The organism is Streptomyces sp. NPDC050161, from assembly GCF_044460025.1.
In the GTDB taxonomy this organism is placed as follows: Bacteria; Actinomycetota; Actinomycetes; order Streptomycetales; family Streptomycetaceae; genus Streptomyces.
This window is the reverse complement of the sequence record NZ_JBITJM010000006.1, coordinates 242,128-263,089: the sequence shown is the minus strand read 5'-3', so window position 1 is coordinate 263,089 and position 20,962 is coordinate 242,128. Positions and strand designations below refer to the sequence as shown.

General features: G+C 72.6%; 18 protein-coding genes. 8 read left to right on the top strand and 10 right to left on the bottom strand.

What is annotated here, in order from left to right:
* Nucleotides 1–2: 2 nt before the first annotated feature.
* Nucleotides 3–1,088: a prolipoprotein diacylglyceryl transferase gene (lgt, locus tag ACIBK8_RS13520; RefSeq protein WP_399041912.1), complete on the top strand. Its 1,086-nt coding sequence runs from the start codon at nt 3–5 to the stop codon at nt 1,086–1,088.
* Between the two features lie 93 nt (nt 1,089–1,181).
* On the opposite strand, the gene ACIBK8_RS13515 is transcribed toward lgt, so the two are convergent.
* The 6 genes from ACIBK8_RS13515 to ACIBK8_RS13490 are packed head-to-tail and all read right to left on the bottom strand — an operon-like array spanning nt 1,182 to nt 8,670.
* On the bottom strand, nt 1,182–2,114 hold the full coding sequence (locus ACIBK8_RS13515; protein WP_399041911.1) for an HpcH/HpaI aldolase/citrate lyase family protein: 933 nt from the start codon (nt 2,112–2,114) through the stop codon (nt 1,182–1,184).
* Complete coding sequence (locus ACIBK8_RS13510) at nt 2,111–3,322, bottom strand: CaiB/BaiF CoA transferase family protein (protein WP_399041910.1); 1,212 nt, start codon at nt 3,320–3,322, stop codon at nt 2,111–2,113. Before ACIBK8_RS13510 ends, ACIBK8_RS13515 begins: the two co-directional genes overlap by 4 nt.
* Nucleotides 3,319–5,061, bottom strand: coding sequence for an ADP-ribosylglycohydrolase family protein (locus tag ACIBK8_RS13505; RefSeq protein ID WP_399041909.1), 1,743 nt, complete (start codon nt 5,059–5,061; stop codon nt 3,319–3,321). The genes ACIBK8_RS13510 and ACIBK8_RS13505 overlap by 4 nt, the downstream gene beginning before the upstream one ends.
* Nucleotides 5,061–6,257, bottom strand: a complete 1,197-nt coding sequence (locus ACIBK8_RS13500; RefSeq protein ID WP_399041908.1) for an ADP-ribosylglycohydrolase family protein — start codon at nt 6,255–6,257, stop codon at nt 5,061–5,063. The genes ACIBK8_RS13505 and ACIBK8_RS13500 overlap by 1 nt, the downstream gene beginning before the upstream one ends.
* Nucleotides 6,254–7,585, bottom strand: a complete 1,332-nt coding sequence (locus ACIBK8_RS13495) for an ADP-ribosylglycohydrolase family protein (RefSeq protein WP_399041906.1) — start codon at nt 7,583–7,585, stop codon at nt 6,254–6,256. Before ACIBK8_RS13495 ends, ACIBK8_RS13500 begins: the two co-directional genes overlap by 4 nt.
* Nucleotides 7,582–8,670, bottom strand: a complete 1,089-nt coding sequence (locus ACIBK8_RS13490) for an ADP-ribosylglycohydrolase family protein (RefSeq protein WP_399041904.1) — start codon at nt 8,668–8,670, stop codon at nt 7,582–7,584. The genes ACIBK8_RS13495 and ACIBK8_RS13490 overlap by 4 nt, the downstream gene beginning before the upstream one ends.
* A 312-nt stretch (nt 8,671–8,982) precedes the next feature.
* Here ACIBK8_RS13490 and ACIBK8_RS13485 point away from each other — a divergent pair, with 312 nt between their 5' ends.
* The 3 genes from ACIBK8_RS13485 to ACIBK8_RS13475 all read left to right on the top strand — a co-directional run bounded on the left by ACIBK8_RS13485 (nt 8,983) and on the right by ACIBK8_RS13475 (nt 16,094).
* The gene (locus ACIBK8_RS13485; protein WP_399041903.1) at nt 8,983–9,723 is read left to right on the top strand and encodes a VIT1/CCC1 transporter family protein; all 741 of its coding nucleotides are present in this window, start codon (nt 8,983–8,985) and stop codon (nt 9,721–9,723) included.
* Nucleotides 9,724–10,012: 289 nt separating this feature from the next.
* Nucleotides 10,013–14,641, top strand: a complete 4,629-nt coding sequence (gltB, locus tag ACIBK8_RS13480; protein ID WP_399041902.1) for a glutamate synthase large subunit — start codon at nt 10,013–10,015, stop codon at nt 14,639–14,641.
* On the top strand, nt 14,634–16,094 hold the full coding sequence (locus ACIBK8_RS13475) for a glutamate synthase subunit beta (protein WP_399041899.1): 1,461 nt from the start codon (nt 14,634–14,636) through the stop codon (nt 16,092–16,094). Before gltB ends, ACIBK8_RS13475 begins: the two co-directional genes overlap by 8 nt.
* A 150-nt stretch (nt 16,095–16,244) precedes the next feature.
* On the opposite strand, the gene ACIBK8_RS13470 is transcribed toward ACIBK8_RS13475, so the two are convergent.
* The gene (locus tag ACIBK8_RS13470) at nt 16,245–16,826 is read right to left on the bottom strand and encodes a MarR family winged helix-turn-helix transcriptional regulator (protein WP_399041898.1); all 582 of its coding nucleotides are present in this window, start codon (nt 16,824–16,826) and stop codon (nt 16,245–16,247) included.
* An 80-nt stretch (nt 16,827–16,906) separates the two neighbouring features.
* Here ACIBK8_RS13470 and ACIBK8_RS13465 point away from each other — a divergent pair, with 80 nt between their 5' ends.
* The gene (locus ACIBK8_RS13465) at nt 16,907–17,626 is read left to right on the top strand and encodes an SDR family NAD(P)-dependent oxidoreductase (RefSeq protein ID WP_399041896.1); all 720 of its coding nucleotides are present in this window, start codon (nt 16,907–16,909) and stop codon (nt 17,624–17,626) included.
* Between the two features lie 10 nt (nt 17,627–17,636).
* On the opposite strand, the gene ACIBK8_RS13460 is transcribed toward ACIBK8_RS13465, so the two are convergent.
* A complete protein-coding gene (locus ACIBK8_RS13460; RefSeq protein ID WP_399041894.1) occupies nt 17,637–18,110 on the bottom strand; it encodes a PPOX class F420-dependent oxidoreductase in 474 nt (157 codons plus the stop codon).
* Nucleotides 18,111–18,363: 253 nt separating this feature from the next.
* Here ACIBK8_RS13460 and ACIBK8_RS13455 point away from each other — a divergent pair, with 253 nt between their 5' ends.
* Nucleotides 18,364–18,642 (top strand): hypothetical protein, encoded by a 279-nt coding sequence (locus tag ACIBK8_RS13455; protein ID WP_393679385.1) that lies wholly within the window; start codon nt 18,364–18,366, stop codon nt 18,640–18,642.
* A 22-nt stretch (nt 18,643–18,664) separates the two neighbouring features.
* Nucleotides 18,665–18,889, top strand: coding sequence for a hypothetical protein (locus ACIBK8_RS13450; RefSeq protein WP_399041893.1), 225 nt, complete (start codon nt 18,665–18,667; stop codon nt 18,887–18,889).
* A 127-nt stretch (nt 18,890–19,016) separates the two neighbouring features.
* Here the strand turns inward: ACIBK8_RS13450 and ACIBK8_RS13445 are convergent, their stop codons facing one another.
* The gene (locus tag ACIBK8_RS13445; RefSeq protein ID WP_399041892.1) at nt 19,017–19,541 is read right to left on the bottom strand and encodes a hypothetical protein; all 525 of its coding nucleotides are present in this window, start codon (nt 19,539–19,541) and stop codon (nt 19,017–19,019) included.
* 66 nt (nt 19,542–19,607) lie between these two features.
* On the opposite strand from ACIBK8_RS13445, the gene ACIBK8_RS13440 reads away from it, so the two are divergent.
* Nucleotides 19,608–19,985: a hypothetical protein gene (locus tag ACIBK8_RS13440; RefSeq protein ID WP_399041891.1), complete on the top strand. Its 378-nt coding sequence runs from the start codon at nt 19,608–19,610 to the stop codon at nt 19,983–19,985.
* Here the strand turns inward: ACIBK8_RS13440 and ACIBK8_RS13435 are convergent.
* Complete coding sequence (locus tag ACIBK8_RS13435; RefSeq protein WP_399041890.1) at nt 19,958–20,857, bottom strand: hypothetical protein; 900 nt, start codon at nt 20,855–20,857, stop codon at nt 19,958–19,960. The genes ACIBK8_RS13440 and ACIBK8_RS13435 overlap by 28 nt on opposite strands.
* Nucleotides 20,858–20,962: the final 105 nt, after the last annotated feature.

Genomic DNA, 20,962 nt, shown 5'->3' with positions numbered 1-20,962 from the left:
CCATGGACCTCGCATTCATTCCCAGCCCGTCGACCGGTGTCGTTCATCTAGGCCCGATCCCGCTCCGCGGCTACGCGTTCTGCATCATCATCGGTGTCTTCCTGGGCGTCTGGCTCGGCAACAAGCGCTGGGTGCAGCGCGGTGGCCGGTCCGGGACGGTCGCGGACATCGCCGTCTGGGCCGTGCCCTTCGGACTCGTCGGCGGGCGGCTCTACCACGTCATCACGACGTACGAGCCGTACTTCGGCAAGAACGGCCATCCGCTCGACGCCTTCAAGGTGTGGGAGGGCGGCCTCGGCATCTGGGGAGCGGTGGCGCTCGGCGCGGTCGGCGCCTGGATCGGCTGCCGCCGCCGCGGTATCCCGCTGCCTGCCTACTGCGACGCGCTGGCCCCCGGCCTCGCCATCGGCCAGGCCATCGGCCGCTGGGGCAACTGGTTCAACCAGGAACTCTACGGCCGGGCGACCGATGTGCCGTGGGCGCTGAAGATCAGCTCCGACCCGGCGATCGGCCGGGTCGGCGGCACGTACCACCCGACGTTCCTGTACGAGTGCCTGTGGTGCCTGGGGGTCGCCGCGCTGGTGATCTGGGCCGACAAGCGTTTCCGGCTCGGGCACGGCCGGGCGTTCGCGCTGTACGTCGCCGCCTACTGCGTGGGCCGCGCCTGGATCGAGTACATGCGCGTCGACGAGGCGCACCACATCCTGGGCCTGCGGCTCAATGTCTGGACCGCGCTGATCGTCCTGGTCCTGGCCCTCGTCTACATGGTGGTCTCCGCGCGGAAGGCGCCGGGCCGCGAGGCGGTCGTGGAGCCGGGTGCGCAGCCCGACGGCGACGGCGGCGTCGACGGTGAGGGGTCGGCCGCCGAGGGCGGGAAGCCCGTGGACGGGAAGCCCGTGGACGGGAAGCCCGTGGACGGGAAGCCGGCGGATGCGTCGGGGAAGGCGTCCGACGGCGACGACGGCCCGGACGTGAAGGACGGTCCTGACGCCGAGGGCTCCGAGGGTGCCAAGGACGCGAAGGACGCCGCGGACGCCGGGGCGAAGGACGGGACCGAGCCCGCGGAGAGCAGCGGCAAGAAGTCCTGAACACCGCCGCCGCACTTGATGCGGCGGCCACCGCCGGACCGTACCGGGCGGGCCCGATGTCTTCGGGCCCGCCCGGTGCCGTGTGCGGGGACGTCAGCGGCGGCGGTGCGCCAGCGCCAGCACCCGGCGGGCCCCGGCGACCACCGCTGCGTCCACGAACCGCCCGTCGGGCAGCGCCACGGCCCCCGCGCCACCGGCCGCTGCCTTCACCACTTCCTCCGCCGCCTCGATCTCCGCCCCCGTCGGCAGATACGCCGCCTCGATCACCGGAAGCTGCCGCGGATGGATCGCGGCCCTGCCCCAGAACCCCAGGTCACGGCCGTGCGCGCAGGAGCGGGACAGCCCGTCCCCGTCGCGTACGTCCGGGTACACCGACTGGGGCGGCGGGGCCAGCCCGGCGGCGCGGGCGGCGATCACCGTACGGCTGCGCGGCCAGAGCAGCCCGCCGTCGTCCCGCAGTCCCAGCTCCGCCCGGAGGTCGGCCTCGCCGATGGCGATGCCGCGCAGCGCCGGGTGGGCGGTGGCGATGGCGAAGGCGTGCTCGATGCCGCGTGCGGATTCGAGCAGGGCGTAGAGGGCGGGTACGGGCGTACGGGCCGCCGCGGGTCCGGTGGCCCAGGTGGCGGCCCGGTGGACGGCGGCGGGGCCGTGCACCTTGGGCAGCCGCAGTCCGGCGAGGCCCGGCAGCCCGGCGAGGGCGCGGATCTCGGTGGCGGCGCGCGGCCCGTCCAGGGCGTTGACGCGGACGTGCACCGGGACGGGTCCTGGCACCGGATCGGCGAGCCGCTCGGCGGTGGCCCGCAGCGCGTGGTCCTTGCGTTCCGGGGCGACCGCGTCCTCCAGGTCGATCAGCACCACGTCGGCGCCGCAGCCCAGCGCCTTGGTGACCACGTCGGGCCGGTCGCCCGGTACGTAGAGCCAGGTCAGGGGCGGCGGGACGGCATCGGCTGCGGGGTCGGGCCGGTCCGCCGTGCCGGTCGGGGCCGCCGCTCCGCCGTCGTCCGGCGGGTGGGACGCGCAGGTCACAGGGCACCTGCCGCCCGCAGCCCGGCGATCTCGTCGGCGGTCAGGCCGAGCCCGGTGAGCACCTCGTCGGTGTCCGCGCCGTGCGGCCGGCCGGCCCAGCGGATGGCGCCCGGCGTCTCGGACAGCCGGAAGAGGACGTTCTGCATCCGGACCGATCCCAGCTCGTCGTCCGGGACCTCGGTGATCGAGCCGAGCGCGCGGTACTGCTCGTCCGCCATCACGTCCCGGATGTCCTGCACCGGAGCGACGGCGGCCTCCGCCTTCTCGAAGACGGCGATCACCTCGTCCCGCTCGTGCCGGGCGATCCAGCCGCCCACCGCCGCGTCCAGCTCGTCGGCGTGCGCCGCGCGGCCCGCGCCCGTGGCGAACCACGGCTCGCCGGCCAGCTCGGGCCTGCCCACCAGCCGCAGCACCCGCTCGGCGACGGACTGCGCCGACGCGGAGACCGCGACCCACCGCCCGTCGGCGGTGCGATAGGTGTTGCGCGGCGCGTTGTTGGGGGAGCGGTTGCCGGTCCGCGGCTGGACGTAGCCGAGCTGGTCGTACCAGAGGGGCTGCGGCCCCAGGACGGTCAGCAGCGGCTCGATGATCGCCATGTCGACGACCTGCCCGCGGCCGGTCGCCTCCCGCCCGCGCAGCGCGGCCAGCACGGCGTACGCGGTGGTGAGCGCGGCGATCGAGTCGGCCAGACCGAAGGGCGGCAGCGTCGGCGGCCCGTCCGCCTCACCGGTGAGCGCGGCGAACCCGCTCATCGCCTCGGCGAGGGTGCCGAACCCCGGCCTGCGGGCGTACGGGCCGAACTGGCCGAAGCCGGTGACCCGGGCCAGCACCAGCCGGGGGTTGGCCGCGGACAGCTCGTCCCAGCCCAGTTCCCACTTCTCCAGCGTGCCGGGCCGGAAATTCTCGACGACGACATCGGCGTCGGCCGCCAGCCGGAGCAGCACCTCGCGGCCACCTGGTGTGGAGAGGTCGAGGGTGAGGTTCTTCTTGTTGCGGCCGAGCAGCTTCCACCACAGGCCCACGCCGTCCTTGGCCGGGCCGTGGCCGCGCGACGGGTCGGGCCGCCGGGGATGCTCCACCTTGATCACCTCGGCGCCGAAGTCGCCGAGCAGGGTCGCGGCGAGCGGCCCGGCGAACAGCGTGGCCAGATCGAGCACCCGCAGCCCCGACAGCGGACCGGGTACGGGAGCGGTGTGCGGCGCGGTCATGGCAGGGATACCTCCGGTCGGTGGGGGCGGGGGACGGCGAGCGCCGCGGTGCGCCGGGCGAGGGTGTCGAAGCCGATGCCGTCCAGACCGCCGACGGTCGTGGCGAGCCGGTTGCCCAGCGGCGCCGTCCAGCGGTCAGGGAGCGCGCCGGGGTCGCCGGCCAGCAGCCCGGCGACCGAACCCGCCGTCGCGCCGTTCGAGTCGGTGTCCCAACCGCCCGACACGGCACGGCAGATGGACCCGGAGAAGTCGCCGTCGGCGTGGGTGAGGGCGGCGGCCAGCAGCGCGGCGTTCGGTACCGCGTGCACCCAGTGGTGGTGCCCGTAGGCGGCGTGCAGGCGGTCGACGACGCCCGTGAAGCCGTCCGGTGTGCCGGTGGGCTCCTCGCGGGCGGCGGCGATGCCGAAGCGGACGGCGCGGGCCAGCCGGGAGCGGGCGGGGACGACGGCGAGGCCGGCGCGCAGGGCACCGTGCACGTCGCAGGCGCCGCCCGCGGCCTCGGCGACGGTGGCGGCGGCGAACATCGCGCCGTACACGCCGTTCGCCGTGTGGCTGAGGACGGCGTCCCGCCAGACCTCGGCGGCGGCGCCGTACGGGTCGCCCGGCCGGGTCCAGCCGAAGACGTCGGCGCGGATCTGCGCGCCGATCCACTCGCGGAACGGATTGCGGTGGCGGGCGGTGTCCGGCGGCTCGATGCCGTTCAGCAGATTGCGGTACGCGACGCGCTCGGCGGTGAAGGCGCGGCCCGCTGGCAGTTCGTCCAGCCACAGCCGTGCCACGTCGGCGGTGGTGAAGTCGTGGCCGTGGCGTTCGATGAGGAGCAGGCCGAGCAGCGGGTAGTTGAGATCGTCGTCCTCGGGCATGCCGTGGATGTTCTCGGCGAGTGAGGTGCCGCGGCTGCGGCGGTTCCAGGGGTGGCGGGCGGTGACCGCCGGATCCGTGCCGGCCTCGGTGAAGTAGGACGCGAGCGGCCAGTTGCCGCTCGCGCGGGCCAGTGCGCGGACGCCGTCGAGTGGCAGTTTCTCCACCGGCTTGCCGAGCAGACAGCCGACGGCCCGGCCCAGCCAGGCGGCTTCGAGGCGGGTGGGCAGGGGGGTGGGGGTGACTGTGGGGGAGAAGGGGGCGGTGGGGGCGGGTGGTGCGGCGCCGGAGCGCTCCCCCCACCCCCGAACCCACCCCCGCCCCCTCCCCCGTAGGGGGAGAGGGGGGAGGGGGCGGGGGGAGCCGCGCCGGGCCTTTGCCTCCCGCCCGCCCCGCCCCTCGCGGGCGCCGGCGCGGGGCGGCCGTGCGGCGGCGATGGCGTCGAGTGCGGTCGGTTCGTCGGTGGTCAACGGTGAGGGGAGCAGGGCGAGTTCGTCGAGGAGGCGGTTGGCGAGGGTGCGGAGCGCGGGGTCGGCGGGGGCGGGGGAGGCGCCGGCGCGTTCGGGGGGTGGTGGGCCGCCGGCGGCCTGCCAGCGGCGGGCGAGTGCGGTGGCGTCCCGTCCGTCCTCGGCCGCCTGGCGCAGTTCGTGTCCGATGAGGTCTTCGGGCTGTACCCAGGTCAGCCGGAGGGGAGGGGGAGGTGCGGCTGAAGGGTGAACTGCGGTGTGGGGAAGGGGAGTTGCTGGAGGGGGAGTGGCCGTGGGGGTGGTGTCTGTGGTTCCGGGTGGTCGTCGTCGTGTCACCACCCGGAACGATCCGTGGCGGCCGTGCCAGAGGTCGCCGGGGCCGCGTCCCGTGCCGGTGGGGCGGCCGGGCATCATGCCTCCGCCAGCGCGCCGAACGCCCGCTCGTGGGCCAGGCGGCGGGCCCGGTCCCGGGCGAAGACCTCGCGGGCCACCGTGGCCAGGGCGTGGGCCGGGGCCGTCAGGTCGAGGCGGCTGGCGCGGGCGACCTCGGCGCTCCATGCGGCGGGTACCGCGGCGGCGCCGTGCAGTGCGCCGGCGAGTGCGCCGCTCATGGTGGCGATCGAGTCGCAGTCCCTGCCGTAGTTGACGGAGCCGAGGACGGCGCGCCGGTAGTCGCCGTCGGCGACCAGCAGCATGCCGAGGGCGATGGGCAGTTCCTCGATGGCGTGCAGCCGGGACGGGCGGCGGGCGCCCAGGGAGGGGGTGCGGTAGTCGGGGCCCACGGTGTCGAATGGTGCGACGGCAGCCCGCAGGGCCATGCGCGCCGCTGTGGTGCCGGTGTGCGGGGCCGCGGCCTCGCAGACCGCTTCGATGGCGGCGCGGGTGCCGTCCTTGGCCAGCCGCAGTGCCGTGTCGGCGACGGATGCCGCGGTGGCGCCCGGGGTGCAGGCGGCGGCCACCGCCGCGGCGAAGACGCCGGCGGCCTCGCGTCCGTAGGAGGACTGGTGGGCGCCCGCGATGTCCAGCGCTTCGGCGTAGGCGCCGGGCGGGTTCCCCGCGTTGACGAGGCCGACCGGTGCCATGTACATCGCGGCGCCGCAGTTGACGATGTTTCCCACGCCGGCTTCCCGCGGGTCCACGTGCCCGTAGTGCAGCCGGGCCACGATCCACTTCTCGGCGAGGAAGAGGCGCTGCAACGGCAGGGCGTCGGCTTCCAGTTCGGGGATCCAGCGGGGGGTGCTGATGAGGTCGGGTACGAGGTGGTCGGCGACGGCGTGGGCGTCGAGGTGGTCGCGGACGGTTGTGTAGACGCGTACCAGGGCGTGTGTCATGAGGGTGTCGTCGGTGACGTGTCCGTCGCCCTTGTGGTATGGCGCGATGGGGCGGGCGGTGCGCCAGTCGGCGTGGAAGGGGCCGACGATGCCCTTGACCCGGCCGCCGTGCCGTGCGGCGATCTGTTCCGGTGTGCAGCCCTCGACGGGCCCGCCCAGTGCGTCGCCGACCGCCGCGCCGACGAGGCATCCGGTGACGCGGTCGGTGAGCGGTTCGGCCGTGGGGGCGGCGGGTGGCGGGGTGGCCGGGGCCGGGTGGTGCGTGGTGGGGGTCATGTGCGGGTGAGTCCTTCCGCGGAGGGTCGGGTGGTGGCGGGCGGTGTCAACGGGCTTTCGGGGGCGGTCAGTTCGCTGCCGGCCAGCAGTGCCGCCAGGTCGACGAGGTCGGTGCCGGCGAGCCGGGGCAGGGCGCAGCCGGACAGCACCCGGCAGGCGTCGCGCCAGCTGTCGGGGATCGCGGGGGCGCCGCCCAGTGCGCCGGTCAGTGCCCCGGCGAGTGCGGGGGCCGAGTCGGCGACGCGGGACAGGCAGGCGGCGGCGGGGACGGCTTCGGTGACCTGGCCGCCGGCGGCGTGGGCCAGGGCGAGGGCGACGGGGACGGTTTCGGCGGCGGCGATGCCGTAGCTGTAGACGTGGTCGACGATTTCGTGTTCCAGCACGGGGACGAGGGCGAACGCGTGCCCGGGGCGGCCGGAGCGGGCGCCGGCGCAGGCGCGGGCCAGGTGCAGGGCGTGCAGAGTGTTGCGCCGGATTTCGGTGCCGTCGGGGAGTTGGTCGACGGCGGCGGTCAGGCAGGTGCCGACGGGGGCGCCGCCGAGTGCCGTGGCGATGGCGGCGGCCATCGCGCGGGCGCCGTGCACGCCGTCGCCGTCCTGGGTGTAGCGGGCGTCGTATGCGGCGAGTGCGGCTGCGGGGCCGGGTGCGCCGGGGTGGACGACGGCGAGTACGGCGGCCCGTACGCAGGCGGCGTCGTCGAAGAAGTGCGGGTTGTCGTGGCCGGTGGCGGGTGGCCGCAGTCCGGCGGCGAGGTTGCCGAGTCCGGCGCGTACGGAGATGCGGGCGCGCAGCGGGAGTACGGCGGATTCCACTTCGGGTGCGCGGTCGGCGGCTGCGGCGATCTCGGCGGCGAGGCCGTTCCAGGCGAGGTCGATGGCGGCGCGCATCCGCAGGTCCCTGCCGAGGTCGCTGAGCGGGGCGCCGGCGGCGGTGAGGACCGAATTCGCGGTGAAGGCGGCCCATTCGGCGTCGTCGGACGGGCCGAGCCGCAGGGGTTCGGGCGGCTGGTTGAGTGCGATCGGGACCGGCAGGGTGGTGGTGGCGTTCTGTTCGGCGAAGGTGTCGAGTTCGCGGGTGAGGCGGCGGGTCCATTCGGGCATCCGTGCGGCGCGGTGGCGGGCGGCAGGCCAGCCCGCCGCGTCGCCCGATGCGAGTCCGATGAGCAGTCCTTCGATGCGGGAGCGGGTGTCGGGGGGCGCCGCCGTCTGTGGTGTGCCGTGCGCGGGTGCGGGGCAGCGGGTGGTGGGTTCGGCGGGGCCGGTGCGGGCTCCGGGGGGCCGGGGAGCTGTGGCGGGTACGGGTGCCGTGCGGGGTGGTTCGTGGGTCATCGGGCCGCCGTCCCGGCTTCGTCGGCCGAGGTGCCGGGTGCCAGCAGGCCGGCGATGTCGAGGACGTGGTAGCCGGCCATCGAGGGCAGGCAGCTGCCGCGTACCGGTCCGATGGCGCGGGCCCAGGGGGCGGGGATGGCCGCGGTGCCGCCGAGTGCGCCGGCCAGTGCGCCGGCGACGGCGGCGGTGGTGTCGGCGTCCCGGCCCATGTTGACGGCGGTGAGCACCGAGGCGGAGAAGTCGCCGCGGGCCGCGGCGAACGCGCCGAAGGCGAGGCCGACGGCTTCGGGTGCCAGGTCCGTCCAGGGGTAGCCGCCGATGACGACGGCGGAGCGCACCGCGCGTTCGGTGCCGAGTTGGGTGAGGTCGGGGTCGTGGCGGGAGCGCTGGGCGGCGCCGACGGCCCGGCGCAGGGAGCGGGCGGTCCAGGAGTCCTCGGGGACGACGGAGAGCGCGGCGGCGATCACGGCGTCGGTGGAGCGGGCGACCATCGCGGTGGCGACCCCGGCGGCGACCGCCCGGCCGCCGTAGATGCCTTCGCCGTCGTGGCTGACGGTGCCGTCGATGGCGACCAGCCGGGCGGCTTCGGCGGGGCGTCCGGCGGCGAACACGCCGAACGGGGCGGCGCGCATGGCGAGGCCGTCGCTCCAGGCGTGCCGGTGCTGGGCGGAGATGGGGGCGGCGAGTCCGCGGCGCAGGTTCTCCAGCGTGCCGCGTTCGCTGAATCCGGCGCCGCGGAACGGGCCTTCGTCGCGGTCGGCGATCCATTGGTGCCAGGCGTTCTCGACGTCGGCGACGGTCAGCGCCGAGCCGTGTGCGGCGAGCAGCAGTCCGGAGAAGATCGCGTATTCGGTGTCGTCGGTGCCGGCCGGGTCCTCTTCGACGAAGCCTTCGATGCGGCCCCAACGGCGGCGGATCTGGGACGGTTTCATGTTTTCCGCGGGGGCGCCGAGCGCGTCGCCGACGGCGAGTCCGAGCATCGCGCCGCGTGCCCGGTCGGGTGCGGCGGCGGGGGTGCGGGGCCGGGGTGCGGGGTCTGCGCCGGCGGGCGGGGGCTTCGCGGGCGGGGGATGGGGAGCGCTCATGGGCGTGCCCTTCTGTGGTGCGGACCGGACCGCTGTCCGGTATCCGTGCCACGCCCGGGGCCCGCTCTCCTGCCCGGGGTGCCAGGGTCACCCGGTCGTGTCACCCGAACGGGCCGTGCGGCGGCCCGCGGTGCTGCCGAGGGGCCCTGGTGACCAGGATCTCAAGGAGATCCTTTAGGAGAAACCGCAGGTCAGAGAGGTAAGTTCGGCCTTCCTTGCTAGCGGCGGACGGGTCTTGCCGCCTACTTTCGATGTGTTGGAGGGGGAAGTGCCGATAGCGGCCCACACCTCGCTGAAGGGAGTAGGTCCCGCATGTCTGTCATAGGAGTCATGGACGCTTCGGCGCCGACCCACGTAGCCCACCGCGACAACCACACGCACCGTGACGTCAATGGCGGCTGGCTGCGCCCCGCCGTCTTCGGGGCGATGGACGGTCTGGTGTCGAACCTCGCGCTGATGACGGGTGTCGCGGGTGGCGCGGTGTCCCAGCAGACGCTGATCATCACCGGCCTGGCGGGGCTTGCGGCCGGTGCCTTCTCGATGGCGGCGGGTGAGTACACGTCGGTCGCCTCGCAGCGTGAACTGGTCCTCGCCGAGCTGGACATCGAGCGGAGCGAACTGCGGGCGCATCCCAAGGACGAGCGGGACGAGCTGGCCGCCCTGTACGAGTCCCGCGGGGTCGAGCCCGCCCTTGCCGGGCAGGTCGCCGACCAGCTGTCGAAGGACCCGGAGCAGGCGCTGGAGATTCACGCGCGCGAGGAATTGGGTATTGACCCGTCGGACCTTCCTTCGCCCATGGTGGCCGCGGTTTCTTCCTTTGGTTCATTTGCATTGGGCGCGCTTTTGCCTGTGCTTCCTTACTTGCTGGGGGCTTCCGCATTGTGGCCCGCGGTGATTCTCGCGCTGGTCGGGCTCTTCGCGTGCGGGGCGGTCGTGGCGCGGGTGACGGCCAGGTCGTGGTGGTTCAGCGGGCTGCGGCAGCTGGCTCTCGGTGGCGCGGCTGCGGGTGTGACGTACATCCTGGGAACGGTGTTCGGAACCGTCGTAGGGTGACGCGCCATGCGGGCCGGCACATAATTAACGCGTTACCCGGCGGTTTCATCGTGTTGACGGCCGGGCATAAGGCCGAGGCGTCACGGGCAATGTCGCTCGGTGCACGCCACGCTTTCGGATCGCTTTGTCCGTCCGCGTCCCTGACTCGCCGCCCCGTGCGGTGTCCGTATGTTGGAAGGCTCTATCCGCTTTTCGAGAAGCGGGCCATCCTGTAACCTGCACGAAATTTCGCGGAGGGCCAACGTCGTCCCTCGGCAATGCCTTTGCCACGACGACGTTGGGAGAGCCGATGCGTTCCGCGTCCACGCACTCCGCGACCACCGGCAGCGCCAGCGCCGCATGGTCGCCCATGGACGGGCGCCCCGCCCAGCAGGGGATGTACGACCCGCGCAACGAGCACGATGCCTGTGGCGTCGGCTTCGTGGCCACCCTCACCGGCGAGGCCAGCCACGCGCTGGTCGAGCAGGCGCTCACCGTCCTGACGAATCTGGAGCACCGCGGCGCCACCGGTTCCGAGCCCGACTCGGGCGACGGTGCGGGCATCCTGCTCCAGGTGCCGGACGCGTTTTTGCGGGAGAACGTCACCTTCGCGCTTCCCGAGGCCGGCGGGTACGCCGTCGGCATCGCCTTCCTCCCGGCAGAGGCCCAGGATGCGGCCGAAGCGGTCTCGCGCATCGAGACGATGGCCGCGGAAGAGGGCCTGGACGTCCTGGGCTGGCGGGTCGTCCCGGTCGCCCCGCAGCTCCTCGGCAACGGCGCCCGCGCCACCATGCCGGCCTTCTCCCAGCTGTTCGTCGCGGACGCGGACGGCGCCGCGGGCACCGGACTCGCCCTGGACCGCAAGGCGTTCGCGCTGCGCAAGCGCGCCGAGCGGGAGGCCGGGGTCTACTTCCCCTCGCTCTCCTCCAGGACCGTCGTCTACAAGGGCATGCTGACCACCGGGCAGCTGGAGCCGTTCTTCCCCGACCTGTCCGACCGCCGCTTCGCCACGGCCATCGCCCTGGTCCACTCGCGGTTCTCCACCAACACCTTCCCGAGCTGGCCGCTGGCCCACCCGTACCGCTTCGTCGCGCACAACGGCGAGATCAACACGGTCAAGGGCAACCGCAACTGGATGCGCGCCCGCGAATCGCAGCTCGCGTCGAAGCTCTTCGGGGAGCGCGACCTGGAGCGGATCTTCCCCGTCTGCACCCCGGACGCCTCCGACTCCGCCTCCTTCGACGAGGTGCTCGAACTGCTGCACCTCGGCGGCCGGTCGCTGCCGCACTCGGTGCTGATGATGGTCCCCGAGGCGTGGGAGAACTCCCCGGCCATGGACCCCGCCCGCCGCGCCTTCTACCAGTACCACTCCACGATGATGGAGCCCTGGGACGGCCCGGCCTGCGTCACCTTCACCGACGGCACCCAGGTCGGCGCGGTCCTGGACCGCAACGGCCTGCGCCCCGGGCGGTACTGGGTCACCGACGACGGCCTGGTCGTGCTCTCGTCCGAGGTCGGCGTCCTCGACATCGACCCCGCCAAGGTCGTCCGCAAGGGCCGCCTCCAGCCCGGCCGGATGTTCCTCGTGGACACCGCCGAGCACCGCATCATCGAGGACGACGAGATCAAGGCGCAGCTCGCCGCCGAGAAGCCGTACCAGCAGTGGCTGGACGAGGGCCTGATCGACCTCGCCGACCTGCCCGAGCGCGAGCACATCGTGCACACCCACGCCTCGGTCACCCGCCGCCAGCAGACCTTCGGCTACACCGAGGAAGAGCTGCGGGTGCTGCTCGCGCCGATGGCCAAGGCCGGCGCCGAGCCGATCGGCTCGATGGGCACCGACTCGCCGATCGCCGCGCTCTCCGACCGCCCCCGGCTGCTCTTCGACTACTTCACCCAGCTCTTCGCGCAGGTCACCAACCCGCCGCTGGACGCCATCCGCGAGGAACTCGTCACCTCGCTGATCTCCTCGCTCGGCCCCCAGGGCAACCTCCTGGAGCCCACCGCGGCCTCCTGCCGCAGCGTGACCCTGCCGTTCCCGGTCATCGACAACGACGAGCTGGCCAAGCTCATCCACATCAACGCCGACGGCGACATGCCCGACATGAAGGCCGTCACCCTCGCCGGCCTCTACCGGGTCTCCGGCGGCGGCGCGTCGCTGGCCGCCCGGATCGCCGAGATCTGCGCCGAGGCGGACGCCGCCATCGACGACGGCGCCCGGCTGATCGTGCTCTCCGACCGCCACTCCGACGCCGAACACGCCCCGATTCCCTCGCTGCTGCTCACCGCCGCGGTCCACCACCACCTCATCGCCACCAAGGAACGCACCCAGGTCGGCCTGCTGGTCGAGGCGGGCGACGTGCGCGAGGTGCACCACGTCGCGCTGCTCATCGGCTACGGCGCCGCCGCGGTCAACCCCTACCTCGCCATGGAATCCGTCGAGGACCTGGTGCGGGCCGGTACGTTCCTGCCGGGCACGGACGCCGAAGAGGCCATCAGGAACCTCATCAAGGCGCTCGGCAAGGGCGTCCTGAAGGTCATGTCCAAGATGGGCATCTCGACCGTCGCCTCCTACCGCGGCGCGCAGGTCTTCGAGGCCGTCGGCCTGGACGAGGAGTTCGTCGGCAGGTACTTCCAGGGCACCGCCACCAAGATCGGCGGCGCCGGGCTCGACGTCATCGCCAAGGAGGTCGCGGCGCGGCACGCCAAGGCGTACCCGGTCTCCGGCATCGCCGCCACGCACCGCGCGCTGGACATCGGCGGCGAGTACCAGTGGCGCCGCGAGGGCGAGCCGCACCTCTTTGACCCGGACACCGTCTTCCGGCTCCAGCACTCCACCCGCTCGCGCCGCTACGACATCTTCAAGCAGTACACGGAGCGGGTGAACGAGCAGTCCGAGCGGCTGATGACGCTGCGCGGCCTGTTCGGCCTGAAGTCGGGGAAGAACGGCACCTCCGAGCGGCCCCCCGTCCCGCTCGACGAGGTCGAGCCGGCGTCCGAGATCGTCAAGCGCTTCTCCACCGGCGCGATGTCCTACGGGTCGATCTCCCGCGAGGCGCACGAGACCCTCGCCATCGCCATGAACCAGCTGGGCGGCAAGTCCAACACCGGTGAGGGCGGCGAGGACCCGGAGCGCCTGTACGACCCGGCGCGCCGCTCGTCCATCAAGCAGGTCGCCTCCGGCCGCTTCGGTGTGACCAGCGAATACCTCGTCAACTCCGACGACATCCAGATCAAGATGGCGCAGGGCGCCAAGCCGGGCGAGGGCGGCCAGCTGCCGGGCCACAAGGTCTACCCCTGGGTCGCCAAGACCCGGCACTCGACGCCGGGCGTGGGACTCATCTCCCCGCCGCCGCACCACGACATCTACTCCATCGAGGACCTCGCCCAGCTCATCCACGACCTGAAGAACGCCAACCCCCGGGCGCGCATTCACGTCAAGCTGGTGTCCGAGGTCGGCGTCGGGACCGTCGCCGCGGGCGTCTCCAAGGCGCACGCCGACGTCGTCCTCATCTCGGGACACGACGGCGGCACGGGCGCGTCGCCGCTCACCTCGCTCAAGCACGCGGGCGGCCCCTGGGAGCTGGGCCTCGCCGAGACCCAGCAGACGCTGCTGCTCAACGGCCTGCGCGACCGCATCGTCGTGCAGACCGACGGCCAGCTCAAGACCGGCAGGGATGTCGTCATCGCCGCCCTGCTGGGCGCCGAGGAGTTCGGTTTCGCGACCGCTCCGCTGGTCGTCTCCGGCTGCGTCATGATGCGCGTCTGCCACCTGGACACCTGCCCGGTGGGCATCGCCACCCAGAACCCGGCGCTGCGCGAGCGGTTCAGCGGCAAGGCCGAATACCTCGTCAACTTCTTCGAGTTCATCGCCGAAGAGGTCCGCGAGCTGCTTGCCGAGCTGGGCTTCCGGAGCCTGGACGAGGTCATCGGCCGCGCCGAGATCCTCGACACCACGCAGGCCGTCGACCACTGGAAGGCCCAGGGCCTGGACCTGGCACCGCTGCTGCACGTGCCGGAGCTGCCCGACGGCGCCGTCCGCCACCAGGTCACCGTCCAGGATCACGGCCTGGCGAAGGCCCTGGACAATGAGCTGATCAAGCTCGCCGCCGACGCGCTGTCCGCCGACACCGCCGAGGCCGCCCAGCCGGTGCGCGCCCAGGTCGCCATCCGGAACATCAACCGGACCGTCGGCACGATGCTCGGCCACGAGGTCACGAAGAAGTTCGGCGGCGCGGGGCTGCCCGACGACACCATCGACCTCACCTTCACCGGCTCGGCCGGCCAGTCCTTCGGCGCGTTCCTGCCGCGCGGTGTCACGCTGCGCCTTGAGGGCGACGCCAACGACTACGTCGGCAAGGGCCTGTCCGGCGGCCGGATCGTGGTCCGCCCGGACCGCGGCGCCGACCACCTCGCCGAGTACTCCACCATCGCGGGCAACACCCTCGCCTACGGCGCGACCGGCGGCGAGCTGTACCTGCGCGGCCGGGTCGGCGAACGGTTCTGCGTCCGCAACTCCGGCGCGACGGTGGTCTCCGAGGGTGTCGGCGACCACGGCTGCGAGTACATGACCGGCGGCAACGCGGTCGTCCTGGGCGAGACCGGCCGCAACTTCGCGGCCGGCATGTCCGGCGGCTACGCCTACGTCATCGACCTCGACCCGGCCCACGTCAACAAGGAACTGGCCGACGCCGTCCACGCGTTGGACGAGGCCGACAAGCAGTGGCTGCACGACGTCGTGCGCCGCCACCAGGAGGAGACCGGCTCGACCGTCGCCGCGAAGCTCCTGGCCGACTGGGATGGAGCCGCGGCCCGCTTCAGCAAGGTCATCCCGCCCACCTACCAGGCAGTGCTCGCCGCCAAGGACGCCGCCGAGCTGGCCGGACTCTCCGAGTCCGCGACCCACGAGAAGATGATGGAGGCGGCGACCCATGGCTGACCCCAAGGGCTTCCTGAACCACGACCGCGAGGTCGCCACGACCCGCCCCGTCGAGGAGCGCGTCAAGGACTGGAACGAGGTCTACCAGCCCGGCTCCCTGCTGCCGATCATCAGCAAGCAGGCGTCCCGCTGCATGGACTGCGGCATCCCCTTCTGCCACAACGGCTGTCCGCTGGGCAACCTCATCCCCGAGTGGAACGACTACGCCTGGCGGGACGACTGGAGCGCGGCCAGCGAGCGGCTGCACGCGACCAACAACTTCCCGGAGTTCACCGGACGGCTGTGCCCCGCGCCGTGCGAGGCGGCCTGTGTGCTGGGCATCAACCAGCAGCCCGTCACCATCAAGAACGTCGAAGTCACCATCATCGACAAGGCGTGGGACAGCGGTGACGTCACCCCGCAGCCGCCCGAGCGGCTCTCCGGCAAGACCGTCGCCGTCATCGGCTCGGGCCCTGCTGGACTCGCCGCCGCCCAGCAGCTGACCCGGGCGGGCCACACCGTCGCCGTCTACGAGCGCGCCGACCGGCTCGGCGGGCTGCTGCGCTACGGCATCCCCGCGTTCAAGATGGAGAAGAGCCACATCAACCGCCGCATCGAGCAGATGCGGGCGGAGGGCACCAAGTTCCGTACCGAGATGGAGATCGGCCGGGACATCGACGCGAAGAAGCTGCGCAAGCGCTACGACGCCGTGGTGATCGCGGCGGGCGCCACCACCTCCCGTGACCTGCCGGTGCCCGGACGCGAACTGAACGGCATCCACGCCGCGATGGAGTACCTGCCGCTGGCCAACAAGGTGCAGGAGGGCGACCTGACCGTCGCCCCGATCAGCGCCGAAGGCAAGCACGTCGTGGTCATCGGCGGCGGCGACACCGGCGCCGACTGCGTCGGCACCGCCCACCGCCAGGGCGCCGCGTCCGTCACCCAGCTGGAGATCATGCCCAAGCCGGGGGATGAGCGGAACCCGGGCCAGCCCTGGCCGACGTTCCCGATGCTCTACAAGGTCACCTCCGCGCACGAGGAGGGCGGCGAGCGGGTCTACTCCGTCTCCACCACCCACTTCGAGGGCGACGAGGACGGCAACGTCCAGTGGCTGCACCTGATCGAGGTGGAGTTCAAGGACGGCAAGCTGGAGCAGAAGCCGGGCACGGAGCGCCGCATCCCCGCCCAACTGGTCACTCTGGCCATGGGGTTCACCGGCACGGACCAGGCCAACGGTATGGTCGAGCAGTTCGGCCTGGAGCTGGACGCGCGCGGCAACGTCGCCCGCGACGCGGAGTTCGCCACCAACGTGCCCGGCGTGTACGTCGCCGGTGACGCGGGCCGCGGCCAGTCCCTCATCGTCTGGGCCATCGCCGAGGGCCGCTCGGCCGCCCGGGGCGTGGACCGCTTCCTCACCGGAGCCAGCGCCCTGCCGGCTCCCATCAAGCCGACGGACCGCGCACTGACCGTGTAGCGATCCGTCCCCCGCTGTCCCGCACAACGTCGTGCGGCGGCATGGGACCGGGGAGAATCCCGGCCCCCGTACCGCGGCGCCTGTCCCCCTCCCCGACCGGAGGGCAGGCGCCGCGCGTCGTTTCCTGGCACGTCCCGGTACCCGCCCCGGTCAGTCCGCGCCCACCTGGCCGATCCGGTCGTCGCCGAGCCGCTGCTGGGCATCGCGCAGCAGGATCCGCAGCAGCCCGGCCAGCTGGTCCTGCTGCTCGTCGGTGAGCGCGTCGAGCAACTCCGTCTCGCGGCCCAGGACTTGGTCGACGGTCGCCTCGACCCGCTCGTGGCCCGCCGCCGTCAGCCGCACCAGCACGCTGCGCGGCCGGCCCTCACCGGGCTCGCGGGTGACCAGGCCCTCGCGTTCGGCGCGTGCCACCCGCTGCGAGACGGCGCCCGCGGTGACCAGACAGCGGTGGGCGAGTTCCCTGGTGGTGAGGGCGTAGGGCTCGCCGCCGCGCCGCAGCACGCTCAGCAGGTCGAGGGTGGCCGGATCCACGCCGGCCCGCGCCAGCACCCGGCGGCGGTCGTCGCCGAACAGCTTGGCCAGCTGCCACAGGGGCGTGACGATCCCGATCGAGGAGACCGGGGTGCCGGGCCGCTCGCGCTGCCAGGCCGTGGCGATCTCCTCGACGGGGTCCGTGCCGGCGCCGGCCGCGGGGTCGCCGCGGCCGTCCTGATTCTTCGGTGTGCTTGCCACCCGACCTCCTGGAAGTGTTATGTTCAGCTCTAAATTTAGCCCTGAATTTAGAGCTGAACGAACAGAGCGGAGCTCATCGTATGACACGCACCATCCTGGTCACCGGTGGCGGTACGGGCATCGGCAGGGCCGTCGCCCACCACTTCGCCGCGGCGGGCGACGACGTCGTCGTCACCGGACGCCGCCCCGGCCCCCTCAAGGAAACCGCGGACCGCGCCGGCATCCGCGCGGTGACCTGCGACCACACCGACCCCGCGGCCCTGGCCGCACTCCTCGACACGCTCCCCGCACACATCGACGTACTGGTCAACAACGCGGGCGGCAACACCGACTTCCAGACCGACGGCGCCGACGACCTCGCCGCCTACGCCCGCGACTTCCGCGCCAACCTCGACGCCAACCTGCTCACCGCCGCCCTGACCGTCCGCGCCCTGGACGCGCGGCTCGCGGACGGCGGCGCGGTGGTGCACATCGGCTCGATCGCCGCCGACACCGGGGCCGGATCCTACGGCGCGGCCAAGGCGGCACTCGCCGCCTGGAACTCAGGACTGGCCGCCGAGCTGGGCCCGCGCGGCATCACCGCCAACGTCGTCTCGCCCGGCTACATCGCCGACACCGAGTTCTTCCACGGACAGCTCCCCGAAGAACGCCGCCGGACCCTCATCGACGCCACACCGACGGGACGCCCCGGCGTGCCCGCGGACATCGCGGGCACCGTCGCGTTCCTCGCGTCCCCCGCGGCCCGGCACCTCACCGGGCAGGTGCTGCACGTCAACGGGGGTGCCCACCGCACCCGTTGACGTGCCGCCGTCACTCCTCGCCCGCCACCAGACGGGCGGGGAAGCCGCCGGTGGCGACCGGGCCCCAGCGCAGCGGCGTCACCCGGATCAGCGACTTGCCCTGGGTACGCATCGCCTCGCGGTACTCGTCCCAGTCCGGGTGCTCGCCGGAGATGTTGCGGAAGTACTCGACCAGCGGCTCGATCGAGTCCGGCACGTCGAGCACCTCGGCCTCGCCGTCGATCTGCACCCACGGCCCGTTCCACTCGTCGGACAGCACGATCACACTGGCCGACGGCGCCCGGCGGATGTTGCGGACCTTGGCGCGCTCCGGATACGTCGACATCACCAGACGCCCGGAGTTGTCCACCCCGCAGGTCAGCGGCGAGCCCTGCGGGGTGCCGTCGGAACGGCGGGTCAGCAGGATGGCGCGGTGGCGCGGGCGGACGAACTCCAGCAGCTCCGGCAGTTCGACGCGGGTGGCACGGGCGATGGAAGGGCTCATGCGGGAAGGGTAGTTGCCGCCAGGGCGAGGACCCGGCGTCCGGGCCTGCCTGTCCGGCCGATTTCCAGAAGTGTCCGCGCACACGGGCCCGTGCGGTGCGGATCGCCGGCCGGAGACGCTTTTTCTTTGTCCGGCACCTTTACGGGCAGTGCCATCGTCCAGGCGAGTTAAATTCACACCATCCGCGTTCGCGAAATATTCGCAAGGGAACCCTCTTCTTGTAAAAAATTCCCGAATGAAGAAGGAGAGATCCGTGGCGAATATTGAAGTGCTGCGCAGTCCCTTTCTGTTCCTTGCGGACGGACAGCAGCAGACATTTGCGCGCGATTTCGGCAAGAATCCGAATGTATTCGCCTGGATTCGGCCGTGCGTGTACTTCCACCCCTTCACCGATGCGCTCTCCCGGCTCCAGTATGTGTCGGAGTACGCATACTGGGAAGGCAACGATCCGATTCCCCCCTTCTGGGGCGTGGAGCTTCGGGCCACCGGAAACACACAGTTCGTTATGTTGCTCATGCTTGTCACCGTGTGAAAAAGAGAGGACGGATCAGTTCATGCGCGTAGAAGCGTCGTTCGGTGAAGACGGGAACATCATCGCCCTTGCGGAAATCGTCGAGGAGGGTGACGAGCGCGTCAGGATTCGTCTTGTTCCCAGCGACGACCGCAGGATCGCAGAACTTGAGGTGCCGCCCGAGTACGACGGCCGGCCCTTTGCGGAACTGGCAGCCCGGTTCACCGTGGTAGAAGCACCCGACGGGCCGAAATTCGCACCTCGGTAGTCGTGCCGGCCAGGGGTTGCAGCGCACCTTGACCGGCACAACCGGCCTCTGTCGGCGCGACGGCCCGCACCGGCCGGCCGGTGCGGGCCGTACGGCCGGGCCGTCTCCCGCCGGGGGTGCGCACGGTCTACGCGGCGGGCAGTTGCTTGCCGGTGGCCGCGTCCACGATCTTGCGGTCGCCGAGCGCGTCCTTCAGTTTCACCTTGACCTTGTCGGTGTCCAGCTGCGCGGTGCACATCTTCTTCGTCTTGCTCTTCTCGCTCCAGCCGGAGATCACCACCAGCTTCTCCGACTCGCGGACGTGCGTGCCGTAATGGGCGTCGCAGGCGCCGTGGCCGACCGTCACCGTCAGCTCCCGCGCCGTGGTGTCCTTCGGCCGGTCCGCGCCGGCCAGCGGCAGCACCGCGTCGTGGTGCCCGGAGACCGGCTTCACCTTCGGCCAGTCCCGTACGACGGTGTCGGCCCGCTGCTCGAACGGATCCTGCTTCTTCGGCGGCGCGTTGCCCACGGTCTGGGACGTGCCGCCGCCGCACCCGGACAGGGCCGCGGTGCCTGCGGCGGCCAGGGCGATCAGAGCGGCCAGAGTGCGGGCCCCGGCGCGCCGGCCGGTGCCGGTCAGGGCCGTGGTCCGCTGCGCGGTGGTTGTTCGCATGACATGCCTCCTCGGGTCACCGATGGGACGGAGCAGGCGCCGTTCGGGTTCCGGTCCGGTTGCGCCGTGCGCGCGATCCGCCGACGGCGCAAGGCGCGGCAGAGCCGCACGAAGCTGTCCAACGTCCAGGACATGGACACCCTCATACCGGTCACCGAGACCATCCGGCACCTCCCGTTCCCCGTCGGACACGTCTACCTCGTCGCCCTGCCGGGGGACGGCTACGCCGCGGTCGACACGTCGGTACCCGGCTCCGCCCCGGCGGTCCTCGACGCGCTGCACCTGCCCGGATCCCGCGTCCTGTTCCCCGGCGACCTCATCGGATTCGTCGAAGGCCGCGCGGTCCTCGGCCCCGGCAACACCGACCGCCACACCGGAGCGCGACTGGCTGTGAGCCGTACGGGCCCGGCGCGCCGTCAGGTGTCGCAGTCCAGCAGCGTGTGACACAGCCCGCAGCGGGCCTGGAGCCGGCCGCGGACCGGAACCCGGACGCGTTGCAGGCAGGCGGGGCAGGGGAACGACACCCGCTGCGGCCCCGGGCCCTCGAAGGCGAAGCCGTACTCCCGGTCGGGCGCGGTGCGCTGCGCGTCGTGCGCCGCGCGGCGCGCCCTGGCGTACCGGCGCCTGGCCGCCCAGCCGGCCGCGGCCAGCGGCGGCCTGCGGGCCTCATCCCTGGCCCGCGCCCGCCCCGCCGTGTACGCGTCGTACGCCTGCGGGCTGGTGAACCACGGCGCGGGGTCCTCGCCGAAGAACTCCGCGCGCAGCGCCAGGACGTAGCCGAACTCCTCCGGGGTGAGATAGCCCAGCTTCTGCGAGAGCGGGCCGTGCTCGCGGTAGGCGTCCAGCAGCAGCCAGCCGGCGCCCAGGTAGGCCGTCGCGGTGTCGGTGAGGATCTCGTTGTCGCGGGTGCCGGGGAAGGCCAGGTCCAGGCGGTGCAGATAGACGTGCATCACCTCGTGCGCCAGGGCCGCGCCGATGTCCTTGCGATGTGACCGGAAACGTTCGTTCAGCTCGATGAAGTACTCGGGCCCCGCGGCGAGTTCGACGGACGCGGCGTGCTCCATCGACCGGAACGACACCACCATCCGGGCATCCGGCAGCCGCAGGTGAAGGACCATCGCGCGGGCCACCCGCTGCACTCCCAGATGCAGGTCATCCGTGTCGTCGAAGGCCACGTCAACGGGGAGCACGCTGGTGCCGAAGGTGCTCACCGTGTCGTACGAGAGGCGGCGGTGCAGCGCCGTGAGGGAGGCCCGCACCGTGTCGAGATGCGGGTAGCCGTGCGCGATCTCCCCGCCGGGGGTGCCCGTTGCCACCGGGCCACTCTACGACCGGGCGGGACCGGCCGGTACGGGACGTACGGGCGGGCGGCGCGGGGGAGTTGGCCGGTTACGGACCCTTGTCACCCTGATCGCATTATC